Origin of the sequence: Nocardioides campestrisoli (genome assembly GCF_013624435.2) — a bacterium.
Taxonomy (GTDB): Bacteria; Actinomycetota; Actinomycetes; order Propionibacteriales; family Nocardioidaceae; genus Nocardioides; species Nocardioides campestrisoli.
In genome coordinates, this window is sequence record NZ_CP061768.1 from 2,032,570 (window position 1) to 2,056,825 (window position 24,256).

At 70.7% G+C, this 24,256-nt stretch carries 22 protein-coding genes; 11 read left to right on the plus strand and 11 right to left on the minus strand.

Annotated elements, in window-relative coordinates; all coding sequences use genetic code 11:
• Positions 1 to 16: 16 nt before the first annotated feature.
• Positions 17 to 553, minus strand: coding sequence for a MarR family winged helix-turn-helix transcriptional regulator (locus tag H8838_RS09645; RefSeq protein WP_181310964.1), 537 nt, complete (start codon positions 551 to 553; stop codon positions 17 to 19).
• Between the two features lie 135 nt (positions 554 to 688).
• Between H8838_RS09645 and H8838_RS09650 the strand changes: the two genes are divergently transcribed.
• Positions 689 to 1,480 (plus strand): SDR family NAD(P)-dependent oxidoreductase, encoded by a 792-nt coding sequence (locus H8838_RS09650; RefSeq protein WP_185996207.1) that lies wholly within the window; start codon positions 689 to 691, stop codon positions 1,478 to 1,480.
• A gap of 54 nt (positions 1,481 to 1,534) precedes the next feature.
• Complete coding sequence (locus H8838_RS09655) at positions 1,535 to 2,233, plus strand: sulfotransferase family protein (protein WP_185996206.1); 699 nt, start codon at positions 1,535 to 1,537, stop codon at positions 2,231 to 2,233.
• A 27-nt stretch (positions 2,234 to 2,260) separates the two neighbouring features.
• Here H8838_RS09655 and H8838_RS20205 read toward each other — a convergent pair whose 3' ends face one another.
• The 6 genes from H8838_RS20205 to H8838_RS09685 form a co-directional block, all read right to left on the minus strand.
• Positions 2,261 to 5,290, minus strand: a complete 3,030-nt coding sequence (locus H8838_RS20205) for an AAA family ATPase (protein ID WP_185996205.1) — start codon at positions 5,288 to 5,290, stop codon at positions 2,261 to 2,263.
• A complete protein-coding gene (locus tag H8838_RS09665; protein WP_224766521.1) occupies positions 5,290 to 6,453 on the minus strand; it encodes an exonuclease SbcCD subunit D in 1,164 nt (387 codons plus the stop codon). The genes H8838_RS20205 and H8838_RS09665 overlap by 1 nt, the downstream gene beginning before the upstream one ends.
• Before the next feature lie 93 nt (positions 6,454 to 6,546).
• Positions 6,547 to 7,434, minus strand: coding sequence for a formate dehydrogenase accessory sulfurtransferase FdhD (locus tag H8838_RS09670; RefSeq protein WP_185996203.1), 888 nt, complete (start codon positions 7,432 to 7,434; stop codon positions 6,547 to 6,549).
• A gap of 3 nt (positions 7,435 to 7,437) precedes the next feature.
• Positions 7,438 to 9,897: an aminopeptidase N gene (gene pepN / locus H8838_RS09675; RefSeq protein WP_185996202.1), complete on the minus strand. Its 2,460-nt coding sequence runs from the start codon at positions 9,895 to 9,897 to the stop codon at positions 7,438 to 7,440.
• A 48-nt stretch (positions 9,898 to 9,945) separates the two neighbouring features.
• Positions 9,946 to 10,647: a peptidylprolyl isomerase gene (locus H8838_RS09680; protein WP_224766502.1), complete on the minus strand. Its 702-nt coding sequence runs from the start codon at positions 10,645 to 10,647 to the stop codon at positions 9,946 to 9,948.
• The gene (locus tag H8838_RS09685) at positions 10,644 to 11,759 is read right to left on the minus strand and encodes a zinc metalloprotease (RefSeq protein ID WP_185996201.1); all 1,116 of its coding nucleotides are present in this window, start codon (positions 11,757 to 11,759) and stop codon (positions 10,644 to 10,646) included. Before H8838_RS09685 ends, H8838_RS09680 begins: the two co-directional genes overlap by 4 nt.
• 168 nt (positions 11,760 to 11,927) lie before the next feature.
• Between H8838_RS09685 and H8838_RS09690 the strand changes: the two genes are divergently transcribed.
• Genes H8838_RS09690 through H8838_RS09700 form a run of 3 tightly spaced genes read left to right on the plus strand, consistent with a single transcriptional unit; the run spans position 11,928 to position 13,511 of the window.
• Positions 11,928 to 12,320, plus strand: a complete 393-nt coding sequence (locus H8838_RS09690) for a TA system antitoxin ParD family protein (RefSeq protein ID WP_185996200.1) — start codon at positions 11,928 to 11,930, stop codon at positions 12,318 to 12,320.
• Complete coding sequence (locus H8838_RS09695) at positions 12,317 to 12,898, plus strand: zeta toxin family protein (RefSeq protein WP_185996199.1); 582 nt, start codon at positions 12,317 to 12,319, stop codon at positions 12,896 to 12,898. The genes H8838_RS09690 and H8838_RS09695 overlap by 4 nt, the downstream gene beginning before the upstream one ends.
• A gap of 46 nt (positions 12,899 to 12,944) precedes the next feature.
• Positions 12,945 to 13,511: a dihydrofolate reductase family protein gene (locus H8838_RS09700; RefSeq protein ID WP_185996198.1), complete on the plus strand. Its 567-nt coding sequence runs from the start codon at positions 12,945 to 12,947 to the stop codon at positions 13,509 to 13,511.
• Positions 13,512 to 13,577: 66 nt separating this feature from the next.
• On the opposite strand, the gene H8838_RS09705 is transcribed toward H8838_RS09700, so the two are convergent.
• The gene (locus tag H8838_RS09705) at positions 13,578 to 15,482 is read right to left on the minus strand and encodes an amidase (RefSeq protein ID WP_185996197.1); all 1,905 of its coding nucleotides are present in this window, start codon (positions 15,480 to 15,482) and stop codon (positions 13,578 to 13,580) included.
• 246 nt (positions 15,483 to 15,728) lie between these two features.
• On the opposite strand from H8838_RS09705, the gene bsh reads away from it, so the two are divergent.
• Together bsh and H8838_RS09715 are read left to right on the plus strand one after the other, a co-directional pair.
• On the plus strand, positions 15,729 to 16,676 hold the full coding sequence (gene bsh / locus H8838_RS09710) for a choloylglycine hydrolase (protein ID WP_181310977.1): 948 nt from the start codon (positions 15,729 to 15,731) through the stop codon (positions 16,674 to 16,676).
• A gap of 266 nt (positions 16,677 to 16,942) precedes the next feature.
• A complete protein-coding gene (locus H8838_RS09715) occupies positions 16,943 to 17,770 on the plus strand; it encodes an alpha/beta hydrolase (protein ID WP_181310978.1) in 828 nt (275 codons plus the stop codon).
• A 201-nt stretch (positions 17,771 to 17,971) separates the two neighbouring features.
• Here H8838_RS09715 and H8838_RS09720 read toward each other — a convergent pair whose 3' ends face one another.
• Complete coding sequence (locus H8838_RS09720; RefSeq protein WP_185996196.1) at positions 17,972 to 19,540, minus strand: carboxylesterase/lipase family protein; 1,569 nt, start codon at positions 19,538 to 19,540, stop codon at positions 17,972 to 17,974.
• Between the two features lie 419 nt (positions 19,541 to 19,959).
• Here H8838_RS09720 and H8838_RS09725 point away from each other — a divergent pair, with 419 nt between their 5' ends.
• The 3 genes from H8838_RS09725 to H8838_RS09735 all read left to right on the plus strand — a co-directional run bounded on the left by H8838_RS09725 (position 19,960) and on the right by H8838_RS09735 (position 22,905).
• Positions 19,960 to 21,090, plus strand: a complete 1,131-nt coding sequence (locus H8838_RS09725; RefSeq protein ID WP_224766503.1) for a tyrosine-type recombinase/integrase — start codon at positions 19,960 to 19,962, stop codon at positions 21,088 to 21,090.
• Between the two features lie 10 nt (positions 21,091 to 21,100).
• Positions 21,101 to 21,436, plus strand: a complete 336-nt coding sequence (locus H8838_RS09730; protein WP_224766504.1) for a helix-turn-helix domain-containing protein — start codon at positions 21,101 to 21,103, stop codon at positions 21,434 to 21,436.
• A 218-nt stretch (positions 21,437 to 21,654) separates the two neighbouring features.
• The gene (locus H8838_RS09735) at positions 21,655 to 22,905 is read left to right on the plus strand and encodes a hypothetical protein (protein ID WP_224766505.1); all 1,251 of its coding nucleotides are present in this window, start codon (positions 21,655 to 21,657) and stop codon (positions 22,903 to 22,905) included.
• Between the two features lie 63 nt (positions 22,906 to 22,968).
• On the opposite strand, the gene H8838_RS09740 is transcribed toward H8838_RS09735, so the two are convergent.
• Together H8838_RS09740 and H8838_RS09745 are read right to left on the minus strand one after the other, a co-directional pair.
• Positions 22,969 to 23,400, minus strand: coding sequence for a hypothetical protein (locus H8838_RS09740; protein WP_185996192.1), 432 nt, complete (start codon positions 23,398 to 23,400; stop codon positions 22,969 to 22,971).
• 55 nt (positions 23,401 to 23,455) lie between these two features.
• A complete protein-coding gene (locus tag H8838_RS09745; protein WP_185996191.1) occupies positions 23,456 to 23,791 on the minus strand; it encodes a hypothetical protein in 336 nt (111 codons plus the stop codon).
• A gap of 82 nt (positions 23,792 to 23,873) precedes the next feature.
• Between H8838_RS09745 and H8838_RS09750 the strand changes: the two genes are divergently transcribed.
• Positions 23,874 to 24,206 (plus strand): hypothetical protein, encoded by a 333-nt coding sequence (locus H8838_RS09750; protein WP_185996190.1) that lies wholly within the window; start codon positions 23,874 to 23,876, stop codon positions 24,204 to 24,206.
• Positions 24,207 to 24,256: the final 50 nt, after the last annotated feature.

Genomic DNA, 24,256 nt, shown 5'->3' on the forward strand with positions numbered 1-24,256 from the left:
TGGCACTGAGGCAGGCTCACTCAGGCTGGGGGGCAGGCGAGGGGGGTGGCTGCCAGCCCTCCTCGTCACGGATCGCCCGCGTGATCCGGCGGCTGGCCTCACGCAGCTGCCGGGTCTGCGCGTGCGTCAGCGGGTCCAGCACGAGGCGGCGGACGGTGTCCACGTGGCCCGGGGTGGCCTGGTCGAGCTTCTGCGCGCCCAGGTCGGTGAGCGTGGCCAAGGTGTAGCGCCCGTCGGAGGGGTCCGGGGCCCGGTGCAGCCACTTCCTCGACTCCAGCCGGGTGGCCGCGCGCGAGAGCCGGGAGAGGGAGCTGTTCGCGTAGCCGGCGAGCACGCTCATCCGCAGGGTGCGCTCCGGTGCGCCGGCGAGCGCGTACAGGACCCCGTACTCGAAGTGCGTGAGTCCGGCGTCGCGCTGCAGCTGGCTGTCCAGCGCCGCGGGCAGCCACTCGAGCACGGTGGCCAGGGCGGACCAGGTCTCGAGGTCCTCGCCGCTGAGCTCGTCGGGGTTGCTCGGTGGCGCTGCGGGGGTGCTGCGTTCGGGGTCCGGCATGGCAGCAGGGTACGGGAGAGGCGGCCTGAAGGCCGCCGGACTGACTTGACCAGTCAAGTCATGACACCTACGGTTCACTTGACTGAGCAAGTGATTCGTGCCGACGAACGGTACGTCGAACGGTGATGGAGAGACATGGATCTGCAGCTGTCGGGCAAGCGCGCCTTCGTGAGCGGCTCAACCCAGGGGATCGGTCTGGCGATCGCTCGGGCACTCCTGGCCGAGGGGGCGGCGGTCGTGATCAACGGGCGCGACGGCGACCGGCTTCGCGCCGCGGTGGAGGGCCTGCGGGACGACGTGCCGGGCGCGGTCGTCTCGGGCCTGGTGGCCGACTTCGCCCGGGCCGAGGAGGTGCGTCGGCTGCTCGACTCGCTGGGCGAGGTCGACATCCTGGTCAACAACGTGGGCCTGTTCGAGCTCAAGGCCTTCGAGGACCTCTCCGACGAGGACTGGCAGCGCTACGTCGAGGTCAACCTGATGAGCGGCGTCCGACTCTGCCGGCAGGTGCTCCCAGGGATGCTGTCCAGAGGGTGGGGCCGGGTGGTCTTCGTCGGCACCGAGTCCGCGGTGAACGTGCCCGCCGACATGCTGCACTACGGCGCCACGAAGGCGGCGGCGCTGGCGCTGAGCAACGGCCTGGCCAAGCTCACCCGGGGCATCGACGTCACGGTCAACACGATCCTCGGAGGGCCGACGTACTCCGACGGGGTCGCGACGGTGGTCGAGCAGGTCTCCCAGGCGCAGGGCGCGCCGGTCGAGGCGGTGAAGGCCGCCATCATCGGGGGCAACCAGACCTCCCTGCTGGAGCGGTTCATCGAACCCTCGGAGATCGCCAACCTCGCGCTCTACCTGGCGAGCCCTCTCTCGTCGGCGACTAACGGTGCGGCGCTGCGCGCAGACGGCGGCGCGCTGACGGGGACTCTCTGAGGGGTGCTCCGAGGTCACCGGCGACCGGGAGTGCGCCACGGGTAGGGTCGCGCCATGACCTCACCGGCCTGGCTCGGCATCGGGGCTCAGCGCTCCGGGACCACGTGGCTCACCGACCTCCTGTGCCAGCACCCGTCGGTCGGACTGGGGAACAACGGCAAGAAGGAGCAGCACCTGCTGCACAAGGTCGGCGACGGCGTCGAGCCGCTCTCCGCCTACACCTCGCTGTTCCCCGACGACGGCATCGCGCGGGGGGAGTGGACGCCGCAGTACCTGCGGCACTCCTCGGCGCCGTTCACCGCGGCGCGGGTCCTGGGCCCGGACGCCCCGGTGCTGGCCATCCTGCGGGACCCGGTGGAACGGTTCCTCTCGGCCATGCGGCTGGCCGCGACGCGGGCCAAGTCGCCCTGGCCCTACCCGGTGCCGATCACGGTGCAGACCTTCAGCGGCTTCTACGCCGACCAGCTGGCCATGTGGGCCAACGCGGTGGGCAGGGACCGGATGCTCGTGCTGGTCTACGAGGAGGTACGACGCGACCCCCAGGCCGCGGCGGACCGGGTGTGGGCGGCGCTGGGTCGCACCCGGGTCCGGCTCCAGGACGTGGACCGGCCCTCGCGGTCGAGCAGTCACGCCTCCTGGACGCCGCCGGAGGGGCTGGTCGAGTCGCTGCGGGTGCTCTACCGGCCCCAGGTCGAGCGTCTGGCCACCGACTGGGACCTGGATGTCTCGTCCTGGCAGACCGTGCGCGCCTGACCCGAGAAGGCCGCCCAAGCGTGCCGGCTAGCGGACGACCGTCGCCAGGGTGGACCCGGTGCGTCCCTTGAGCACCCTCAGCTGGGCAGGGATCCGTTCCCGCATCTCCGAGACGTGGCTGACGACTCCGACGACCCGGCCCCCGTCGCGGAGCTCGTCCAGGATGTCCAGCACGTCGTCGAGGGTCTCAGCGTCCAGGGAGCCGAAGCCCTCGTCGACGAAGAGCGTGTCCAGGTCCGCTCCGCCGGCCTCCTCGGTGATCACGTCGGCCAGACCGAGTGCCAGGGCGAGCGAGACCACGAACGTCTCGCCACCTGAAAGGGTCGCCGGGTCCCGGCTCTCGCCCGACCAGTCGTCCCGGACCAGCAGCCCCAGGCCCGCGCGGGTCTCGCGGTTGCCGCGGCGGCCGGTGTGCTCGAGGGTGTAGCGCTGGTCGCTCATCCCCGCCAGGCGGAGGTTCGCGGCCGCGACCACCTGGGAGAGGCGATAGCCCAGGACGTAGGCCGAGAGGCGCATCTGCCCGCGGTTGTCCGCCGAGCGGCCCTCCACGAACGAGGCCAGGTCGGCCACGAGCCGGTGCTCCTCGCGCAGCGGCCGCCATGCCTCCAGCAACCGGTCCAGCTCCTCGGCGAGCACCGTCAGGCGCCCGGCACACGCCCGGTCCGACTCCCACCCGGCACGGACCAGGTGGGAGTGCTCGCGGGCGCGCTCGTACCGCCCACGCAAGGTTCCGAGGTCCGGGGGTACGACGTCGGCGACGGCGGCGACCTCGGGCTCGGCGAGCACTGCGTCCCACCGAGACTCCTCGTCCCGGTGACGCTCCGCCTCGGCCCGCAGGCGTGCCGTCTGCTCGGGTGTCAGGTGTGCCTCGCGCGCCGTCTCCCGGTCGTCGAACCCGTGCTCGGCAAGGCAGCGCGCCAGCGCCGCCTCCTGCTCGCTCGCACGCCGGTCGGCCTCGACGACGCGTGCCTCCAGGGTCAGGACCCCGGTGGTCAGCCGGGCGAGCTCCTGGAGGTGGTCGACGAGGGCCTGCACGGTCTCCAGGCCGGTGCCGGCCAGCAGCTCCTCGCGCTCCCGGACCGCCTGGGACAGCTCGGTGCGGAGCCCCGCCGCGCGCTCGTCGAGCCGGGCGTGGGCGGAGACCGCCTCGCCGAGCCGCTCCCGCGCGGTCCTCAGCTGCTCCTCCAGCGCCTCGACCGCCTGCTTCAGCTCCCCGGCACGATGCTGCGCCGCCGTGGCCTCTCCCAGGGCGTGCCGCGCCTGCGCCACCTGCTCGACCAACGCCTGCTCGCCGGCGCTCCCCGCGCGGGCGCGGGTCACCTCCACCTGGGTGCGCAGCTGGTGCACCCGGTCATCGTGGACCAGCTGGGTGGCCTTCGCGTCGTCCACGGCACGCAGGGCGGCACGCTCCGCCTCGGCGTCCGGAGCCTCGGGTCCCGGCACGGCCGGACTGGGATGGCTGCACGAGCCGCAGACGGGGCAGGAGCCGCCCACGGCCAACCCGCCGGCGATCTCCGCCGCCATGCCCTGGAGCCGGGCCTCGCGCAGGTCGAGCCAGTGCTCGGTCAGCGCCTGGGTCCTGGCGGTGCTCGCCAGCTGGTCGCGCTGTGCGGTGGCGAGCTCGGCACAGAGGACCGTGAGCTGGCCGGTGGCCTCCAGCTGTCTCTCCAGTCGGGCAAGCTCCGCTCGGCGGGGTTCGACGGTCGAGGCCAGGGCGGTGCAGGAGCTCTGCTCCGCGCGTAGCTGGGACAGCTCGTCGGGGAGCGAGGCGGCCTGTTCCTCCAGCTGCCGGACCTGCTCGCCGGCGGTGAGGAGCGCGCGCTCGACCTCGTCGGCAGACCCGGTCAGGGAGGTCACGAGCGCGTCGTGCTCGCGTCGGGGTGCCAGGTCGTCGAGACGGGCCTGCACCACCTCGGCGACGGGCTGCCAGGACGGGTCCGCACTGAGGTCGGGCAGGGTCAGTGCCGCCCCGGTCGCGGGGAGTGCCAGTGCCGTGGCGAGCTGCTCGGCGGCCGCGGTCAGACGCACGCGCGCCGCGCTGGCCTCCCAGCTCGCCTGCTCCACGACCTGGAGGAGCGGAATCACCGCGGCGGCACGGCCGGCGCTGGCGAGCTGCTCGGTGCGTCGGACCTGGTCCTGCGCCCTCGACCGCAGCCGCTCCCGGCCGGCGAGCGCCTCGGCCCGCCGAGCGAGAACCTGGTGGGTCCGGGTGGCCGTCTCGACCTCGGCGCGAGCCGCCTCCTCGGCGACCGTGGCCAGGGCGAGCGTCTCGTGCCCCTCGTCCGCCCGGGTCTGGGCGGCCTCCTGGAGCGAAGCGACCCAGGACGACAGGGACCCGTCGGCCGCTGGCCCGTCGATCTCCGCCAGGTCCCACTCCGGCGGGGGCGGTGCGTCCGCGGCCTCGGAGAAGCGGTTGACCTGGGCGACCACTCCGTCGTGCAGCTCGCGGGAGCGCCGGTGCAGGGCCTGGCGGCGGTCGCGGAGCCAGGTCTCCATCCGGGAGAAGCGCCCGGTGCGGAACAGCTGCTGGAGCACCGCCTGGCGCTCGTCCTGCCGGGCGCGCAGGAAGACCTGGAAGCGGCCCTGGGGGAGCATGGCCACCTGGCAGAACTGGGTCATGGTCATGCCGAGCAGGCTGGTCACGAGGTCGCCGGCCTCGTCCAGCCGGGAGGAGAGCAGCACCTGCTCGCCGCCGACGAGCTCGGTGACCGTGACCGAGGCCTGCTGGGTCGTGGTCCCCGTCCCGCGCTTCTTCGGGCGCTGCCACGCGGGCGAGCGCACCAGCCTGAAGCGTCGCCCGGCCACGGTGACGTCGAGCTCGACCCGGGGGGCGAGGTGGGGCGGCGCCTGGTCGGAGCGCAGCCGCTTGGCGACGCTGCGGTCACCGGGCACGTCGCCGTACAGGGCGAAGCAGACGGCGTCCAGGACGCTGGTCTTGCCCGCGCCCGTGGCGCCGGTGAGCAGGAAGAGACCTGAGTCGCTCAGCCCGTCGAAGTCGACCTCGGCGGTCTCGACGAACGGCCCGAACGCGGTGACCGACAGGTGGTGGAGGCGCATCAGGCATCAGCGCCTGAGGAGACGAGGGCGTCGGCCGGGTCGTCGCGGGACGCCTCGCACGCCTCGCGCAGCAGCACCGACTCGTCCGCGGTGGCGGGTGCGCCGCGCAGCTCCTCCACGAACGCCAGGGCGATCTCGTGGTCGCCGAGACCGGCGGTCGGGAGGCGAGGGGTGCCGGGGAGCGGGGCACCCTCGGGCGCGAAGGCGAGGACCAGGGTGTGGGGGAAGCGCTCGCGCAGCCGGTCCATGGCCCGCAGCGGGCGCACAGCGTCGGTGAGCGTGGCCTGCACCCACGACCCCTCGTGCACGGACAGGTCGGGATCGCCCAGCAGCTCGTCGAGGGAGCCGCGCAGCCGCGCGAGCGGTCGGGGCACCGGCGCGGGCACGAACTCGGAGTCGCTGACCCCGGCCGACCCCAGCTCGATCAGCCACGACCCCTTCACGTGCCCGGCCTCGGAGAACGAGTAGGCCAGGGGAGACCCGCTGTAGCGCACGGTCGCGCTGAGCTGCTGGGCTCCGTGCAGGTGCCCCAGCGCGGTGTAGTCGATCCCGTCGAAGAGCGAGGAGGAGACCATCGAGACCCCGCCGACGCTGATGTCACGCTCGGAGTCGGACGGCGCGCAGCCTGCGACGAACGCGTGCGCCAGCACCACCGAGCGCGAGCCGTCGGGTCGCTGGGCCAGGTCGGCGCGCACCCGGCGCATCGCCTCGGCCACGGCGGCCTCGTGGCTGCGTCGCTCGAGGTCCCACGGGACGCGCAGCGCGTCCGGGTCGAGGTACGGCAGCCCGTAGACCAGGACCGGGCCGTGCTCGTCGGCCAGCTCCACCGGCGTGCCGACGGTGGAGGCGTCGGTGCGGATGTGCACGCCCGCGGCGTCGATCAGGCGGGAGCCGAAGCCCAGGCGCAGCGCGGAGTCGTGGTTGCCGCTCGTGACCACCACCCGCGCTCGGGAGGCGGCGAGCCGGGCGAACGCGTCGTCGGCCAGGCGCACGGCGTCCACCGAGGGGAGTGCGCGGTCGTAGACGTCGCCGGAGACCAGGACGAGGTCGACATCGCGGGTCTCGACGACGTCGAGCAGGTGGTCGAGGAACACTCGCTGGTGCTCGAGCATGCCTTCCCGGTGGAAGGAGCGCCCGAGGTGCCAGTCGGAGGTGTGAAGCATGCGCACGGAAGAACCGTAGGTCGTCCCGCCGACAGCACGGGGAACCACGCCGCGCGCACCCGGTCAGGCGCCCCGATCGGCACCCTCAGTCGCTCACGCGTACTGCACGGTCCGCTCGCCCCGGGTGAAGCCGAAGAGGGACAGGCCCGCACGCCGTGCCAGGTCGACCGAGAGGCTGGTCGGCGCGCCCACCGAGACGAGAGAGCCGGTGCCCACCGCCACGGCCTTCTGGACCAGCTCGAAGCCGGCGCGCCCGCTCACGACCAGCGCGGCGCCCGCCGGGTCCTCCCCGGCCAGCAGCCGGGCCCCGGTCACCTTGTCCACCGCGTTGTGCCGGCCCACGTCCTCGCGGACCACCAGGCAGTCACCGGTCGCGGTGAAGAGACCGGCCGCGTGCGAGCCGCCCGTGCGCCCGAAGAGCGTCTGCCTCTCCCGGAGCAGGTCCGGCAAGGCGCGGACCAGGTCCGGCGACGGCAGCTCGCCCTGCCAGCGGGGCGCGTCCGGGGTAGCCAGCGCGAGCTCGACGCTCTCCTTGCCGCAGACCCCGCACGCGGACGTGGCGGTGCCGGGGTGCAGGTGCTGGTGGGCCGGGCCGACCGGGGGCTCGGCAAGCAGGGAGACGGTGACCACGTTGAACTCCTGCTCCGGGGTGAGCGCGCGATCCGTGCAGTAGGCCACCCGCTCCAGTCCGCCAGGCGGGAGCAGGCCCTCGTGCCTGACCCAGCCCGCCGCGAGCTCGAAGTCGTGCCCCGGCGTGCGCATCGTCAGCCAGGCGCGGTCGGGGGCACGACCCGGCCAGCGCAGCCGCAGCTCGAGCGGCTCCTCGGTGATCAGCCGGTCCTCCCGGCCGCGCACCGCCGGCCCCGGCGACACGTCGCCGGGGCCCTGGACCTCGTGCGACTCCTCAGCGGGCGGTGCCAGGTGCTCCTGCACGCGCACGCGGACGCTGGGCCCGGGACGACGAGGCAGGGAGGAGGCCATCGGTCAGCCGTTCCCGAACGAGCGTCGCACGGCGATCCGACGGCCCAGCTCGTCCAGCTGGTCGACCACGTTGCGGCGCACCGTGGCGTCCAGGACCCCGCGGTCCACCAGGTCGTGCGCTCGCCGGGCCCAGTCCTCGTCGAGGTGCGTGAGCGGGAAGAACGACGTCACGGCGGTGCCGAGCACCCATCCCGTGTGCACCTCCTGCACCGTGGGCAGGAGGTCGAGGAACTTGTCGGCGTACGGCGCGGTGAGCTTCTCCTGGCCGGTCCGCCACATGCCCACACCGGCTGCCTCCAGCTCGTAGTTGGCCGCCTCGACCTCCCCGGTGAGCCGGCGCCAGGCCCACTCCTTGGCCTCCGCCGACGGGACGGACGCCCGGGCGCGGGCGTGCTCGACCCGGGAGCGGCCGGTCGGCTCGGCTGCCAGGGCGGCGTCGAGCTCGGCCTCGTCGGCGCAGCCCAGGGCGGCCAGCCGGACCAGCAGAGCCCAGCGCAGGTCGAGGTCGAGCACGAGCCCCTCCGGCAGGTTCCCCGAGAGCCAGGTCCGGAGCAGGTCCTCGTCCCCGGCACTGGCCACGGCCGACTGGAAGGCGGCGAGCTGCAGGGTGCTCCCGGGCTCGGCGGAGGTGGTGCGCTCGCGCATCACGGCGTGCACCCGCGCCGCGCCCGCCGCCGGGTCGTCGCTGAGACCGGCGCCTCGGCTCAGCGCCCACGGCGCGGTGTAGTAGACGGCGGCGTCGTACTCCTCGTGCGGCATGCCGGCCTCGACCAGGTCGAGGACGTCGGCGGGGGAGAGGCGGCCCTGGTGGAAGGTGCTGCGGACGCTGTTCCACACGCCGGCGCGCAGCTCGTCGTCCAGCCGGGGCAGCACCTGCTTGAGGGCGGTGACGCTGTCGGCGTCCAGCAGGGTGACGCCCCAGGTCTCCTCGTACGGGTCGAGCAGCACCGCCGCTCCGCGTCCGGGGGACAGCGTGGGCTCGGCGGGAGTCTCGTCCGCCTCGAGCGTGACCGGGAAGAGCTGCTCGCCGGACTCGTCGAGCACTGCCACGTGGAAGGTGTGGGAGCGGTCCGCCGGGTGCGCCGGCGGCGGCGTCCGGCGCAGGACCCAGCCCGGCGCCATCTCCAGGGTGTCGGGGCCGGGGGTCCGCAGCCAGGAGTCGGTGAAGCCGGAGAGGTCGCCGGCGCCTGCCCGCTCCCAGGAGCCGATCAGGTCGTGCATGGTGGCGTTGCCGAACCGATGGGTCTGCAGGTGGTCGACGACGCCGCCGAAGAAGACCTCGTCGCCCAGACGTCGGTTCAGCATCTTGAGCAGGCTCGACCCCTTGGCGTAGGAGATGCCGTCGAAGTCCTGCAGCGCGGCGGTCGCGTCCACGGCCCCGTTGCCGGCCACCGGGTGGGTGCTGGGACGCTGGTCGGCCACCAGGCCCCACTGGCGGCGGGCGTAGGCGTTGTAGACCCAGGTGTCGGAGTACTCGGTGACGTCGGCGGTCACCCGGTTGCCGAGGTACTCGGCGAACGACTCGTTGAGCCACAGGTCGTCCCACCACTTCGGGGTGGTGATGTTGCCGAACCACTGGTGCGCCATCTCGTGCGCCACGGTGGTGGCCCGCTTGATCCGCTCGCCGCGGGTGACCCGGCTGGAGAAGATCATCGGGTCGCGGTAGGTCACGCAGCCCGGGTTCTCCATCGCGCCGGCGTTGAACTCCGGCACGAACGCCTGGTGGTAGTCGCCGAACGGGTAGCGGATGCCGAAGAGCCGGTGCATCTCGTCGAAGCAGACCCGGGTGAGCCCGAAGAGCTCGTCGGCGTCCCTGTCCAGGTCGGCCGCGAGGCTCTGGCGGGCGCTGAGGCCGAGCGGGATCCCGTCGTGCTCGTCGGTGAGCAGGTGGTAGGGGCCTGCGACCAGCGTGACGAAGTACGTCGACAGGGGAGGGGTGGTCGCCAGCTCCCACTGGCCGGGCTCGACCTGCTCGCCGGGTGCGTTGCCGAAGACCTTCCAGTCCGTGGGCGTGCGCACGTGGAAGGTGTACGGCGCCTTCAGGTCGGGCTGGTCGAAACAGGCGAAGATGCTCGGCGCCGCGTCCATGAACGACATGCCGTAGACGTAGCGCCGTCCGTCGGCCGGGTCCACGAAGTGGTGCAGACCCTCGCCGTCGCGGCGGAAGGCCATCACCGCGTCCACGACCAGCTCGTTGGTGCCGGCGGTGGTGTTCAGCGGGAAGCGGCCGCCGTCCAGCAGGCCGGGATCGAGAACGTCGCCGTTGAGGCGCACCTCGCGCAGCTGCCGGGGCTTGAGGTCGACGAAGGTCGGCCCCCCGCGGCTCTCGAAGATCACGCGGGTCCGGGAGGAGAAGGTCTCCTCGTCGGCTGCGAGGTCGAGGGTGACGTCGTTCGAGGTGACCTGGAGCAGGGCGAACCGCTCCAGGGCCTCAGCGTGCTGGAGGCTGCGGTGGGGGGTCACCCGGATCACAGTAGTCCGGGGCCCCCGACCGCAGTGGGGGAGAACCCCTCAGTCCAGGGAGACCGACTCGATGGTCACCTCGGTCGCGGGGGCGCCGTCGGGACCGCCGTCGGCGGTGCCCTTCTTCGCGACGTCGCGGACCAGCTCGACGCTCTTCTCGTCCAGCTCGCCGAAGACCGTGTAGCTCGGCGGGAGCTGCGTGTCGTCGTAGACGATGAAGAACTGCGAGCCGCCGGTGTCCGGCTGACCGGTGTTGGCCATCGCGAGGACGCCGGCGGGGTACCCGCCCTCCTCCGCCTGCTCCAGCTCGTCCGGCACGGTGTAGCCGGGACCGCCGGTCCCGGTGCCGGTCGGGTCGCCGCACTGGAGCACGAAGATGCCCCCGGTGGTGAGCCGGTGGCACGGGGTGTCGTCGTAGTACCCCTGCTCGGCCAGCGAGGCGAAGCTGCCGACCGTGCAGGGCGCCGTCTCCGCGTCCAGCACGGCGTTCAGCGTCCCGATGCTGGTCTCGACGCTGGCCTGCACCTCACCGCTGACCTCGGCCTGCTCCGGAGGAGCGGTGACCTCGCGCGAGGGCTCCTGGCCGTCGGACTCGTAGGCGCACGCAGCGCCGGTGCCGCCCGACTCCGGGGAGGTGCTCTCGGTGGCCGTGTCACCCGAGTCGTCGCCGCACGCGGCGAGCGCAGGCGTCAGCAGCAGGCCTGCGAACAGCAGCGCGGAGCGGCGGGCCGACGTACGTCGCGGCGTCACGGGAGCCTCACCAGGAAGCCGGCGTCCTCGGGGGAGAGCAGGTCGGCGCCGCGCGCCTTCAGCTTCTTGACGCAGCCCGACTGCAGGCCCATCTTGCGCAGCCCGGTCAGGTCGCCGGCGCCGAACACGTAGGGACCCTCCACGCCGGTGGCCATGATCTGCGTCGGGTCGTCGACGTGGCCGAGCCCGACGACGTGCCCGATCTCGTGGAGCAGGGTGTCGTAGGCCTTCATGTACGGCCAGCCGCCACGGGTGGTGAGGTCGAACGTCGCGCCGCCCTTGGTCACCTTGCCGAGCTTCCCGCGGGAGTCGCGCCCCCAGACCGCCTTCTCGACGCCGCCCCAGGCGTGCGCGTTGGTGAAGTCGAGGGTGGTCTGCTCCGGGCGGACGAAGGCGACGACCATGTCGGTGTCGCGCTGCCAGCGGCCGGCGCCGGGGAGCCCGCCGTAGATCGCCTCGGTGTAGCCCTTGAACTTGAAGCGGAGGCCGGTGGCCGCGGAGATCTCCGCGACGGACTGGTGGATCGCCGCCTCGATGTCAGCAGGCGCCTGGGCGACGTTGACCCGGTAGGTGATGGTCTGGCAGGGGTTCCACCGCAGGCGCTGGTTGGGGTTGAGCGCCGACCAGCTCTGCGCGCTGCCGGCCGGGGCGTAGCCGGGCACGACGGAGATCCGCTGGGTCTTCGACTTCGCACCCGGGCTGCGCTTCTTGCTCTTGGTCACCAGACGGGACTTCATCGAGTAGAGCCACTGGGTCGGCACGGCGAGGGAGAACTCGCCCTTCTTGTTGGTCTTGGTCGAGGCGACCTTCTTCCAGCCGTCCGCGCGCTTCTGCTGGAGCACGACCTTGCGCTTGATCCGACCCTTGTCCTTCACCTTGCCGGAGACGGTCGCCGGGGTGAGGAGCCCGACGGTGCTCACGCTCCAGGTGGCGCGGATCTTGGTCTTGTTCTTCTTGCGCTTCTTCTTCGGACGCGGCGCCACCTGGTCGGCGGTCACGGAGGAGGTGGGCGAGGCGCCGGGCGCTCGCTCGGGGCTGGCGGGGGCCGCGGACGCCGCGGCGGGGGCCAGCAGGCCGGCGAGCAGGGCGAGTGAGGTGACGAGATGACGCACGGGCTGGGAACTCCTGGAGAGAGCAGGGCAGGGTAGGCCTCATGGAACCACACACAGGCCGATGAGCGCCGTACCCGCCGCCTGCGGGTCCCAGAGTCCCTCGTTCTGTCTGTAGCAGACTGCTACAGTCGGTCGGGACAGGTTCTCCCGACCTCGGAGGTGCGGTCGATGGCCACCACGATCCCGACCCGGTTCGACTCCCTCATGTTCGCTGCCGCGCAGACCGCGGGGGAGCGGTCGCACCGTAGCGCCGCCCAGCAGCTCGCCCACTGGGCCAGGCTGGGGCAGGAGCTCGAGGCGTCCGCGGCCCTGTCGCAACGAGACATCGACCGTGTGCTCGCCGGACAGCTGGACTACGACGCTGTCCGCGACATCGAGCAGGCCGCCGTCCGGACCGCCTGGCGCGAGAGCATCGACGAGGACGTCGCGAACCTCGACCTGCGTGCCGACTTCGCGACCCAGGGCCGCACCCGCGTCTCCGAGAGCGATGCGGAGGGCAACGTCACGGTCCACGTGCGCGAGGACGAGCCCGGAGCCGGCGGGGCGACCGCCGCCCGGTGAGCACCCCGATCCTGCACGTCCTGGCAGGGTCCAACGGGGCCGGGAAGTCCACCTTCGCCGAGAAGGTCCTCGTGCCACGGACCCATCTGCCGTTCGTGAACGCCGACGTGATCGCCGCGCGGACGTGGCCCGGCGACCGCGACGAACAGGCCCGCCGCGCCCTGGAGGTCTCGCAGCTGGCCGCGCGGGAGCGCGACCGGTTGATCGCCCGGGGAGCCAGCTTCGTCACCGAGACGGTGTTCAGCCACCCGAGCAAGGTCGAGCTGGTCACTCGTGCCCATGACGCCGGGTACGGCGTGTGGCTGCACGTGATCCTCGTCCCCGAGGACCTGACCGTGGCGCGCGTGGCGGACCGGGTCGCTGCCGGTGGTCACCTGGTGCCGGAGGAGAGGATCAGGGCGCGCTACTCGCGGCTGTGGGCGCTGGTGGCCCGGGCCAGGGACCTGGCGGACCGTGCGGTGGTCTACGACAACTCGAGCCTGGACGCACCTTTCCGGAAGGTCGCGGTCTACGAGTACGGGCAGCCGGTGGGCGAGCCCCGGTGGCCGGGATGGGCACCGGTCGAGCTCATGCGCTGAGCCCAGGGTCTGTACGCGGGGCACCGGTTCCCGACACTCTGGATGCATGCGGACGCTGACCTACGCCATGAACCTCAGCCTGGACGGCTACGTCGCGGCACCCGACGGCGACCTCACCTGGAGCACGCCGAGCGACGAGCTCTTCCAGTTCTGGTCGGACCGGGTGGGGGAGACCGGCCAGGCGCTGTACGGCCGGAGGCTGTGGGAGGGGATGAGCTCGCACTGGCCGACCGCCGACCAGCAACCTGACGCCGCACCCGCGCACGTCGAGTTCTCGCGGCGCTGGCGGGAGATGCCGAAGGTGGTCTTCTCCTCGACGCTCGACTCGGTGGGCTGGAACGCCCGCCTGGTCACCGGGGACGCGATGACCGAGATCCGTCGGCTCAAGGAGGAGGACGGCGACGGCCACCTGGACATCGGCGGTGCGTCGCTCGCCGCGGCGGCCATGCGGGCCGGGCTGATCGACGAGTACACGATCGTCACCCATCCGGTGCTGATCGGGAGCGGGACGCCGTTCTTCACTGCGCTGGAACGCTGGGTGGGCCTGGACCTGGTGGAGAACCGCGCGTTTCCCGACGGCGTGCTCATGACGAGGTACGAGACGAGACGCTGACGGTGTGGGGGACCGGGCCACACCTGGGCGCGTCCGCCCAGGTGGACCCGACCATGCGCCGAGCGGCTACTGCAGGGCGAACTCCAGGGTGGCCTCGTTGCCGAAGACGTCGTAGACCTTGAGGGTGTTCGGGCCCTGCTTCGCGCCCAGGACCCCGGGCCTGACGTCGTCGAGCGCCGGGGAGACGCTGTCCGGCAGGTCGGTCTCGGTCTCGTTCAGCACGACCCGGGCGACGTTGCCGGCGTCGTAGAGCTGGAGCGAGATCGACGTGTAGGCGCCGCCGGTCTGGACCGACCCTTCCTTGATCGTCACCGTGGGCGCGGTGGTGTCGGCCGGCGTGGTCTCCAGCTCGCGGTTGACGAGGCGCCCGCCGTAGGCGTCGGCGTAGTCGTACGCGTAACCGAGAAGCTCGGCCTCGGTCCACTTGCGGTCCAGGAAGAGCAGGTTGAACGGCTTGCCGCTGGCGTACGCCCCGTCAGGGACGACCACGCCCGGGAGCTGGGCGATGTTGATCTCCGAGACCGTGCTGGCCGACACGCTGCCGCCGAAGACCGGACCGACCTCGCGAACCTGCTGGGGGTACATCAAGGCGTCCAGCCTGTGCTTCTTCATCACCGACTCGAAGATCCGCAGGTAGTTGTCGCGGTTGGCCAGGAATCCCGAGAGGTCCGGCTGCTCGTTCGCTCCCTCCAGCATGTTGTTGACGCGGGTGTCGCTCTCGAAGCCGTTGGCGTCCGCCCAGGCGTTGAGCTCCTCGACCGAGTTGACGGCGGCGCTCGGTCCCAGCCGCCGCAGGTAGGCCTGGATCGCGGCGTTGTTGCCGGCGTTCGTCACGCCTCCTGCCCCGCGCAGCTCGTGGAAGCCGGAGCCCGCGAAGGGGTCCTCCACCACGATGGCGCCCTGCCGCTTCAGGTTCTGGACCGCCCGGGCGTAGAGCTGGGCCGTCTCGGGGGAGAGGTCGCTGTTGTTCCCGGTCCGCCACCCCGGCCCGTACAAGCCGATGCGCTTGCCCAGCAGGGCATAGCGGGAGAGCTGGGAGGTGTAGCCGCGCCGTGGCACGACGGCCCCGCGGGTCTTGGTGTCCTCCGGTGTGTAGCCGGCCAGGACGTCGAGCATGATCGCCGCGTCCTCGACGCTCTTGGTCAGGGGCCCCAGGACGTCCCGCGTGAGCCCCGCCAGCGGGAAGTTGCCCGTGTTGGGGATCAGGCCGAAGGTGGGCTTGACGGCGTAGAGGCTCTGGGCGGACGCGGGGTTCTGGATCGACCCGCCCGTCTCCTCGGCGATCCCCGCCACGGCGAAGTCACCGGCCACGGCCGTCGCGGAGCCGGTCGAGGAGCCGCCCGGCGCCCAGGCCCGGTCGAGCACGTTGAACGTCGGGCCGTAGGCGCTGTTGTTGGCGTTGGACCCGCTGCCGGCGAGGATCGGCAGGTTGGTCTTGCCGAGGAAGATCGCACCCGCCTCCCGCAGCCGCCGGACGAGCGGGGCATCGGTCTCCGGGACCAGGGCGATGCCGCCGGCGACGGGCGAGGTCAGCGGCCAACCGGACGTGGTCGGCATGCCCTTGACGTCCAGGGAGTCCTTGATGACGATCGGCACCCCCTCCAACGGACGGACCTTGCGGAAGGGGTTGCGACGTCGCGCGTCCGAAGCAGCCGCGTCGGCGAGCGCGCCGGGGTTGAGCTGGGTGAAGGCGTTGTAGAACGGCTCGTAGGTGTCGATGCGTGCCTGGAACGCCTTCACCAGCTCCACTGAGGTGGTCCGGCGCCACTTCAGGGCGGTGAGGGTCTCCGAGATGGTGAGGGTCGTGGGGTCCTGGCCATGCAGAGCAGGACTCTGCGACAAGGACGAGGGCGAGGCGGAGATCGGCGCACCGACCGCCTCGAGGCCGGATTGCGGTGCGAGCAGGGCGGCTGCGAGTGCGGCCGCGGCGAAGGCGCTTGCTGCGCGACGCCTGGGCAGGGTGAGGGTCATGTCGTTCTCCCGAGTCGTTCGACGATGTCCCGGGCGAACGTATGAGGCACGCATTTCGCCTGTGTTGCTCCGTCGTCACCAGGAGGTCAGGGCGTTCGCACGCCGACAGCCGCCCGATGTGCTGACCTGAGCCATGGCAGGGGAGAGGCTTTCGGCAGGGTGCAGGTCCCGCGCTCAGCCATACGCTCCGAAGGAGCCACCGGGCTGTTGGAGGCCGATGGTCACCGGACGAGCAAGGACGACGACATGTGCACGAGCATCAGGTTCTCCGACGAGAGCAGCAATCTCTACCTGGCACGCAACCTCGACTGGACGGTCGGCTACGGCGAGCGGGTCGTGCTGACTCCCACGGCGTACGAGACCAGGTCACCGTTCGGGGCGGTGCCCCGGATCGAGCACGCCGTGATCGGCATGGGGATCGTGGAGGAGGACACGCCGTTGTACTTCGACTGCGGCAACGACGCGGGTCTGGCGGTGGCGGGGCTGAACTTCCCGGGCTACGCGAGCTACGCCCGGGAGCCGGCGGACGGCGCGACCAACGTCGCCGCCTTCGAGTTCCCGCTCTGGGTGGCCTCCCAGTTCACCAGCGTCGACGAGGTCGAGGGCGCACTCGAGGACGTCGTGGTCGTCGACAGGCCGATCAACGAGAAGTACCCCAGCTCCTTGCTGCACTGGATCATCGGCGACTCGACGCGCGCCATCGTGGTGGAGGCCACCGACCAAGGCGTGCAGGTCTTCGACGACGACGTCGACGTCCTGGCCAACCAGCCGGGTTTCGGGTGGCACCACGAGAACCTGCGCAACTACCTCAACGTCTCGCCCGAGTTTCCCGAGGAGACCGCCCTGGGGCGGGCGCAGCTGCGTCCGTTCGGGTCCGGGTCGCACATGCGCGGCATCCCGGGGGACTACTACTCGCCGTCGCGATTCGTGCGCGCGGCCTACGTCCACGCGCACTACCCGGCCAAGACGACCGAGGAGGAGAACGTCAGCAGGGCGTTCCACACGCTCCAGCAGGTCGCGATGGTGGACGGCAGCGCGGCCATGGGCGACGGCGACTTCGAGAAGACCATCTACACCGGGCTCTACTCGGGACGGACGAAGACGTACTACTGGAACACCTACGACGACCCGGCGATCCAGAGTGTGGCGATGGCCGATCACGCGTCCGACGGGGACAAGCTCGTCGTCTGCTGACGGCGTGAAGGTCACGGTTGGGTCACAAAGATCCAGGGCCGTGGGGTGCATATATCCTTATATCCGCTGCGGTCCTAGGTTGCGACGTGGCGGCGGACCACGCCGTGTCACGACTCTCGGGAGCGCACATGAAGAAGCAGATGAAGGCCGCGATCTCAGGCCTCCTTGCCGCCGCCGCCTTGTCCGGCGGGCTGTTGGCGATGGCACCGGGCGCCCAGGCCGCGGACGTCGCCTGTCGGAGCTACAGCTCTTCGACGAGCACCTGCGTGAACTCACAGCTCGTGATCGCCGGTCAGAGCCACAGCGTCGACTGGTACCTGCCGAACGCCGGCTCCTCTGCGCTGATGGTGCTCAACCACGGTTTCAGCCGGGGTTGCGGCAACCTGCGCGGCACCAGCAAGGCGATTGCCGAGAAGGGCGTCATGGTCCTGTGCGTCAACGGGGACATGACCGCGGGCAACCCGGCGCTCGCCTCCGCCCTGGGCGACCTGATGACGCGGCGCAGCCTGACCCCGCCGGCAGGACGCCCCCTGCCCCGGCGCTACATCGTCGGCGGCCACTCAGCAGGCGGCCACTTCGCCAGCGAGCTGGGCCGTCGTCTCGACGCAAACGGCTACCGGGACTTCGCCGGCGCGATCCTCTTCGACCCCGTCGCAGCCGGAGGATTCACCGCCAACGTGGAGGCCATCTCCGACGGAGCGGCCCGTCCGGTCCTGGCCGTCACTGCTCGCCCCAGCATCACCAACCTCTTCAACAACTCGCGGGAGGCGTTGGTCGGCCTGGACAACCCGTACGTCGGCATCCAGCTCGTCTGGAGCCGGTACACGCTCGGCATGCCCACGGGCGGCAGCTGCCACATCGACGTCGAGGGCGAGAACAGCGATGCGATCGGGGTGATCGGCGCCGGCTGCTCGGCCAACGCCACCCAGACCGCTCGGTTGCGCGAGTTCGGTGCGGCGTGGGCGAAGGACCTGGCCACCGGGACGCGCACCGGGGCCTACTACTGCACTGATGCGAACGTCGTCTCCTCGTGCGGCAGCAAGGTCAGGTCCCTGGTCGACCTGTCACTCCCGCTGGCCGCACCGATCCGCTGATCCGCTGCGGCGCGGACCAGGGGACACCTATGCCAGTCGTACTGTTCGCCCACTACTTCTGTACCGGCCCGTCGGTGCCCGCGCCCGCCGGGTCCACGGGGGAGGGCACCGTGCCGGGGTCGCCGGATGAGGCGGACCACCAGCTCGCTCACGATGGTTCCTCGTGATCACCTGGTGCAGGTGGCGTGAGCGAGACGCGGCTCAGCCGAGCTGCCGCCAGAAGCTGCAGTTCGCCGCTGCCGCCACGTCCTCGGCACGGATCCCGCCGGCACTCTGGAGGTCGAGCGCCAGCACGTCGCCCGCGCCGTCGTACTCGGGCCACCGGGGGAGACCCCTGCCGGAAGGGCGGCCGTGGCGGGCGAAGCTGGTCCAGTACGACACCATCGCGTCGGACAGCTTCTCCTGCTCGGGGTCGAGGCCATCGCCGAACAGGCCGGGGAAGAGGTAGGGGAGCTCGGTCGCGTGCGCCGCGCCGTTCGCCGTGCCGAGCAGCGGGACCAGCGGGTCGGCCGTGCGGTCCTGGAACTGGTAGGCGTACACCCGCGTGCGGTCCTGGGCAGTGTCGTAGGCGTCCACGTGGCTGCACGTCGAGAGCGGGCTGCCGTAGTCGCTGAAGACCGTGGACAGCGCGATGATCGGCGAGGCGTAGGCGTCCAGGGGGTATCGCGCGAGCACGGCGTCCGCAGCCGGGCCGAAGGTCGCGCGGATCGCCCCGACGTACTGGGCCGCGGTCAGCGCAGTGCCGTACTGGAGCGGGATGAAGAGACGGTTCTCGTCGAGCGTGTTTCCGTGCATCAGGTCGACCCGGTTGGCCGTGCCGTCCGCGAGTGCCTGACCCGGCTGCCGGGGGAGCGCGGCGCCTCCGACGGCGAACGCGCCGCTCGTCCATGCGCGCAGCAGAGTCTCCGGGTCGGTGCGTCGCAGGCAGGCGGCGGTGTCCTCGGCGCAGCCGACCGCGGCGCTGTACGTCTCGGCCGCTGCCTGCGAGCTCGCCAGTGTCGCGAAGTCGGCCGTGCACGAGTAGCTCTGGGCGATCGCCCGGCGGAACAGGCCGCGCGCCTGCGGCGAGGCGATGTTGGCGCACACGGACGCGCTGCCGGCTGACTCGCCGAAGACCGTCACGTTGCGCGGGTTGCCGCCGAAGGCGCGGGCGTTGCGCTGCACCCACCGCAGCGCCGCCTGCTGATCGAGCAGGGCAGCGTTGCTCGTCCCGAGGTCGGGGTGGTTGAGGAAGCCGAACGGGCCCAAGCGGTAGTTGATCGTCACCACCACGACATCGCCGCGGGTCGCGAGCTTGCCGGCGTCGTAGCTGGCGCCGTCGCCGGTCAGGAACGAACCCCCGTGGATCCACACCATCACGGGCAGCCCCGCACGCCGCGCCGAGCGGCCGGCAGGCGTGGTGACGTTGAGGTACAGGCAGTCCTCGACGAAGGTGGTGGGATTGCCCGTCCCGTTGCCGAGCTGGGCGCACTGCGAACGAGGCGCCGTCGCGTCGAGCGTGCCGCGCCACGGCTTCACCGGCTGGGGCCGCTCGAACCGCAGGTCACCCACGGGTGGCGCGGCGTAAGGGATGCCCTGGAAGACGCGGAGGCCATCCTCGACGGTGCCACGGACGGGGCCGCCCGAGACCCGCACCGTGGTGCCGTCATCCCCGGGCGGCTTGGGTGCCGCAGGAGCAGCCGGGGCCGCGAGTGGCAGCGCGGCCATGCCGAGGGCCAGGGCGGGGACGGTCAGACGGGCGAAGAATCGACGCGCGAGCGGAAACGACATGACGGACTCCCGAGTTCCAGGTCACGACCCGATGTCCGGCCGCGATCCTGAAACTAGCCACGAACTCTTGCTGAGCGCCATGGCTACAAAGGACGGAAGGCTTGTTCCTTGCGCACAACGGCCGCGAGCGAAGGGTCGAATGACACCGGTGGAGTTCTGGTCCCGGGGGACGAGCCAGAGACCGGATCCCAGCGGACCCTCCACTGATTGACATAATGTAGATTATCGGCGGTAAAATCCGACGAGTACAAACAGATGAGAGAGCTCGTCGCACCCGTGGTTGGTGACGTTTCTGCTGGTCAGGGCCCAAGTTCCTGGGTTATGCATCCACCGCTGTTGGGTGCTCAACTGAGGTGTTTGCCCTGCTCAGTGCGTGTCGTTCGCATCTAATGAGAGATTCCCGCGTACTGTTTGCCGACGTGGAGCTTGTTCCTGGACGGATCCCTGACTATCTACTCGACGACTCCGTCGGGCTACTGCGCGCAGATGATCGCGTCTTCGAAGCGATGCTGGATCGCTGGCGCACGCAGCAGCTGGCGCGCGGCCTGACAACGGCACACATCAAGACGTCGTGCCGGATCGTCACCAGGTTCCAGGAGCACACCAACGAGTACCCGTGGACCTGGCGCCCGCATCACTTCGAGGAGTTCCTTGCCGACCTTCGCTCCGGTGAGCGGCCTCTGAAGATCCCGACGCTGCGGTCCTACACCACGGCCATTCGTGCGTTCACGAGTTATGTCAGCGACACCAGGTACGGGTGGGTGGCGTTCTGCGAACGCGTCTTCAACGACATCCCGGCACAGATCGTCTTCGACTGGAACAGCCCGCGGCACAGCACCGACGACGACGTGCCGACCGGCCGGCGCGCTCTGACCCGCAACGAGATGCAGAGCCTGTTCGACGCCGCCGACGACTTCGTTGACGCCGAGTACGCCAAGGGCAGCAAGCGCTGGCTGCCCGCGCTCCGTGACTCGACGGCGCTGAAGGTCGCCTACGCCTACGGGCTTCGACGCCGCGAGCTGACCAGGCTCGAGTACGTCGACTTCGGCCCCAACCCGAAGGTGCCGGACTACGGGAACTTCGGCGCCGTGCAGGTGCGCTGGGCCAAGGGCATGAAGGGGTCCGGACCGCGGCGCCGCACGGTGCTGACCACTCCGGAGTTCGACTGGGTGGTCGATCTGCTCAAGCACTGGCTCTCCCCCGCGGGCCGAGAACTGTTCGCCACCGCGGACCGCTCCAGGTCCCTATGGCCCTCTGAGCGGGCCGGCGCCACGAGTCTGCGTACCTTCGAGCGCGCCTTTGCGCGGGCCCGTGAGCAGGCTGGCCTGCCCGACGAGCTGACGCTCCACTGCCTGCGCCACTCGTATGTGACGCACCTGATCGAAGCCGACTACGACCCGTTCTTCGTCCAGCAGCAGGTCGGCCACCAGCACTCCTCGACGACCTCGCTGTACACATCGGTCTCCTCGGACTTCAAGCAGAAGACCATCCAGCAGATGATCACCCGGCGCCTACGACTCGACCAGAAGGACGGCGACCACGATGGCTGAACTACGACGAGTGGGCTACCACTGGCGCCTGCGTCAGGTGATGGCCGAACACAACCTCTGGAAGACCACCGAGCTCATCCCGCTGCTCAAGTCCCGCGGCGTCAACCTGTCCAACGCACAGGTGCACCGGCTCGTCACCCAGCCACCCGAACGCATCCCCGCCCGGACGTTCGCGGCCCTGTGCGACATCTTCGACTGCACGCCCAACGACCTGTTCGAGCCCTACGTCGAAATGCGCGCTGCCGCTACCGCGAACGCCCCCAAACGCCCCGAAGACCTCGGCATCAAGCCCGGCAGCCCGATCGCTCGCCGGGTCCGCGTCATTCCAGACGAGCCGGACAGCTGATGGCCCGTCCCAGGAAGCCAGGCGACCCAGCCGCCTGGCCGGATCCCTGCGCGCGCTGCCGCGAGCACTACAAGCCCGTCGCACGCTGTCCAGACGGACGAATCTGTGGCTACTGCTACCAGGCTGCCAAGCGCGAACGCGGCACCTGCGCGTGCGGGCACGAAGGCGTCCTTCCGGGCAGGATCGACGGCCGACCGGCGTGCCGCACATGCTCCGGAGTGACGCTCAACATCGACTGCGCTACCTGCGGCGCCGAAGCCGAGCTCTACCGCGGCGGCCGCTGCATGCACTGCGAGCTCAACGTGGTCGTCGAGAGCCTGCTCGCCGATCCGAACACCGGCAAGATCGCGCCGGAACTGGTGGCCATCAGTGAGGCCATGAAGAACATGAAGCGCGCAAACAGCGGGCTGACCTGGATCAAGCAGGCCCACGTCCGCGGCTTCTTCGAGCAGCTGCGCGGCCACGGCCGGGTCACCCACGAACTCCTCGACTCACTCCCGCCGTCGCGTACGCGGGACTACGTGCGCGGCCTCCTGGTCGAGCATGGTGCGCTCCCCCGCCATGATCTCTACCGCGACCGCTTCGACGAATGGATGCCGGGCGCCGTCGCCCGGCTCGACCATCCCGATGACCGTGACGTCATCACCCGCTTCATACGCTGGCACATCCTCCGCCGGATGAACGAAGAAGGCGCTACAAGCCGCGGCACCTTCCTCCGGTCCAAGCAGACCGTCACCGTCGCGATCGACTTCCTCACCTGGCTCCGCGCCCGTGACGTCTTCCTCGAGGACCTCAGTCAAGGCGACCTCGACGCTTGGCAAGCCGGCGGACCAACTACCCGAGGTATCGCAAGCAGGTTCCTCGGCTGGGCGATCAAGTCCAAGCTCATCGACCCGGACCTCCGACTCACCCCGCATCGCCGCGGCACGAGCCCCAAGCTCGACGCCCAGGCACAGACCAAGGCGATCGACGACCACATCCAGAGCACCGACCTGCCCGTCAGGCACCGCGCCATCGCCATTCTTCTCCTGGTCTTCGGTCAACCACTCGAGCGGCTCCTGGCCTTGACCTGGGACGAGGTGACGATCGCGGATGACTTGGTGACCGTCCGGCTCGGCGGAACCTCTAACATCGAGCTGCATCCACCGCTCGACGAGCCCTTCCGGCGGCTCTGTGGTGAACCCCATAACCACCAGACGGCCGCACATCCCAACAGCAACTGGGTCTTCCCCGGCTACTCCCCCGGCAGGCACCTCGAGCCCGGCTACATCGCGGGTCGGCTGCGCACCACTCTTGGCGTCCGTGCCGCTCGTCTTGGCACGCTCCACGAGCTCACCAAGCTCGCGCCGACCGCGATCATCGCCGAAGTCCTCGGCTACTCCCCCGCCACGATCGAGCTCCACGCGCAGGGCTCAGCAGCCAACTACGCCAGCTACATCAAGGCCAGGCACGACGCCGCTCCGCAGTGACGTTCGGATTTCGCGGCATGGCACCAGCTCGCCGCCCGACGCTCAGCGGCGTTTCAATGCCGCTCAGGCCGATGCAGCGGATGCGGCGCCCGCGATGGCGTCCCGGTACTGCGTCTCCTCGAAGGTGAAGGGTCCGAACTCGGCGTAGTCCCAGTCGGGCCGGTGCGGTTGCCGGAAGTCCGTCCAGGTGACTTGACCATCCATGATGGTGGTCGTCACCTCGAGCGGCCAACAGCCAACTTCGCCGCAGTCACAGCCCAGCAGCCACATGCGGCCCGTGCCGGGCCACTGGCGCTCACTCTGTCCGAGGTAGTACGCCGTCAGGTCTCCGAAGTTGAAGTGCGCGGGAATCAGCCCGGCGTAGCCGCCCGACGGCACCATTCCGTGAGCCGACTCGTAGTCGGCGACAAGCTGCGTCAGCGAAATCCCGTCAACCACGGGGATGAGTTCGACGCTGCCTTCGTTGTCAGCGACGTCGAAACTCAACTCGTTCACGAAGTGAATGTTCGCACGCCGGACGACGCGAGTCGCGGCATGTCGTGCGGATGAGTCAGTGGGACTTCTCGTGACTGTGAGCCCAGGCCATCGCGGTTTGCTCGTCATGCGACGGCGGGGAATCCGCGAGGCAGACGCCACAGCGGGCGAAGAATCGGCCCGCCTCCTCCCAGTGGTGTACGTCGCCCGGCTTGACCCAATCCGGCGACCAATCAATCGTGAAGGCGTACAGAAGCCCAGAGGTCACGCCCTGCATGAGACGCTCGATAGTCTCGTCGCTGAGCCCGAGTTCGAATCCGCCGTTCGTGACCTGCAGCTCGGTTCTCACGTTGCTTTCGAGCAGCGCGACCACCCGCTCAGCGCGTTCATCGACCACGCGATCATCCGTCATCGCCGCATCGTCCCATGACCGCTCGTCGGCGGTGCCACGCGGATCGCGGCATGAGCGTGCACCTCGGCGTTAGTGTTCTCCGGTGCCGGAATGGGAGCCCGATCGGTCCATCTCAGTGCCTGACTGGCTGCACGCTCATGCAGTTGTGGATCACACAACCTTCGGGAGCGGCGTCGTCGCCCAGGTCGGTGAGTACCGGGGCGTGCCGTCCGTCTGGATCGACTTCGACTACGGCGAGCGAAAAGGGCTGGCGCTGGAGTTCGGGCTACCCCACCTGGGACCACACAAGCGCTTTCGGCGGCGAACCCCTCGCCAGAAGGACATGCAGTGCAGTGTCTGCGGCGCCGTCCCGGTGGTGCTGAACGTCGACGGGCAGAAGTTCTGCGAGGCTCATGAGTCCGAGTTTCGGCCCTGAGAGCGCGACCGCGCATCGGCATGTGTGAGTGCGTTTCCGTGTGCGGCCTG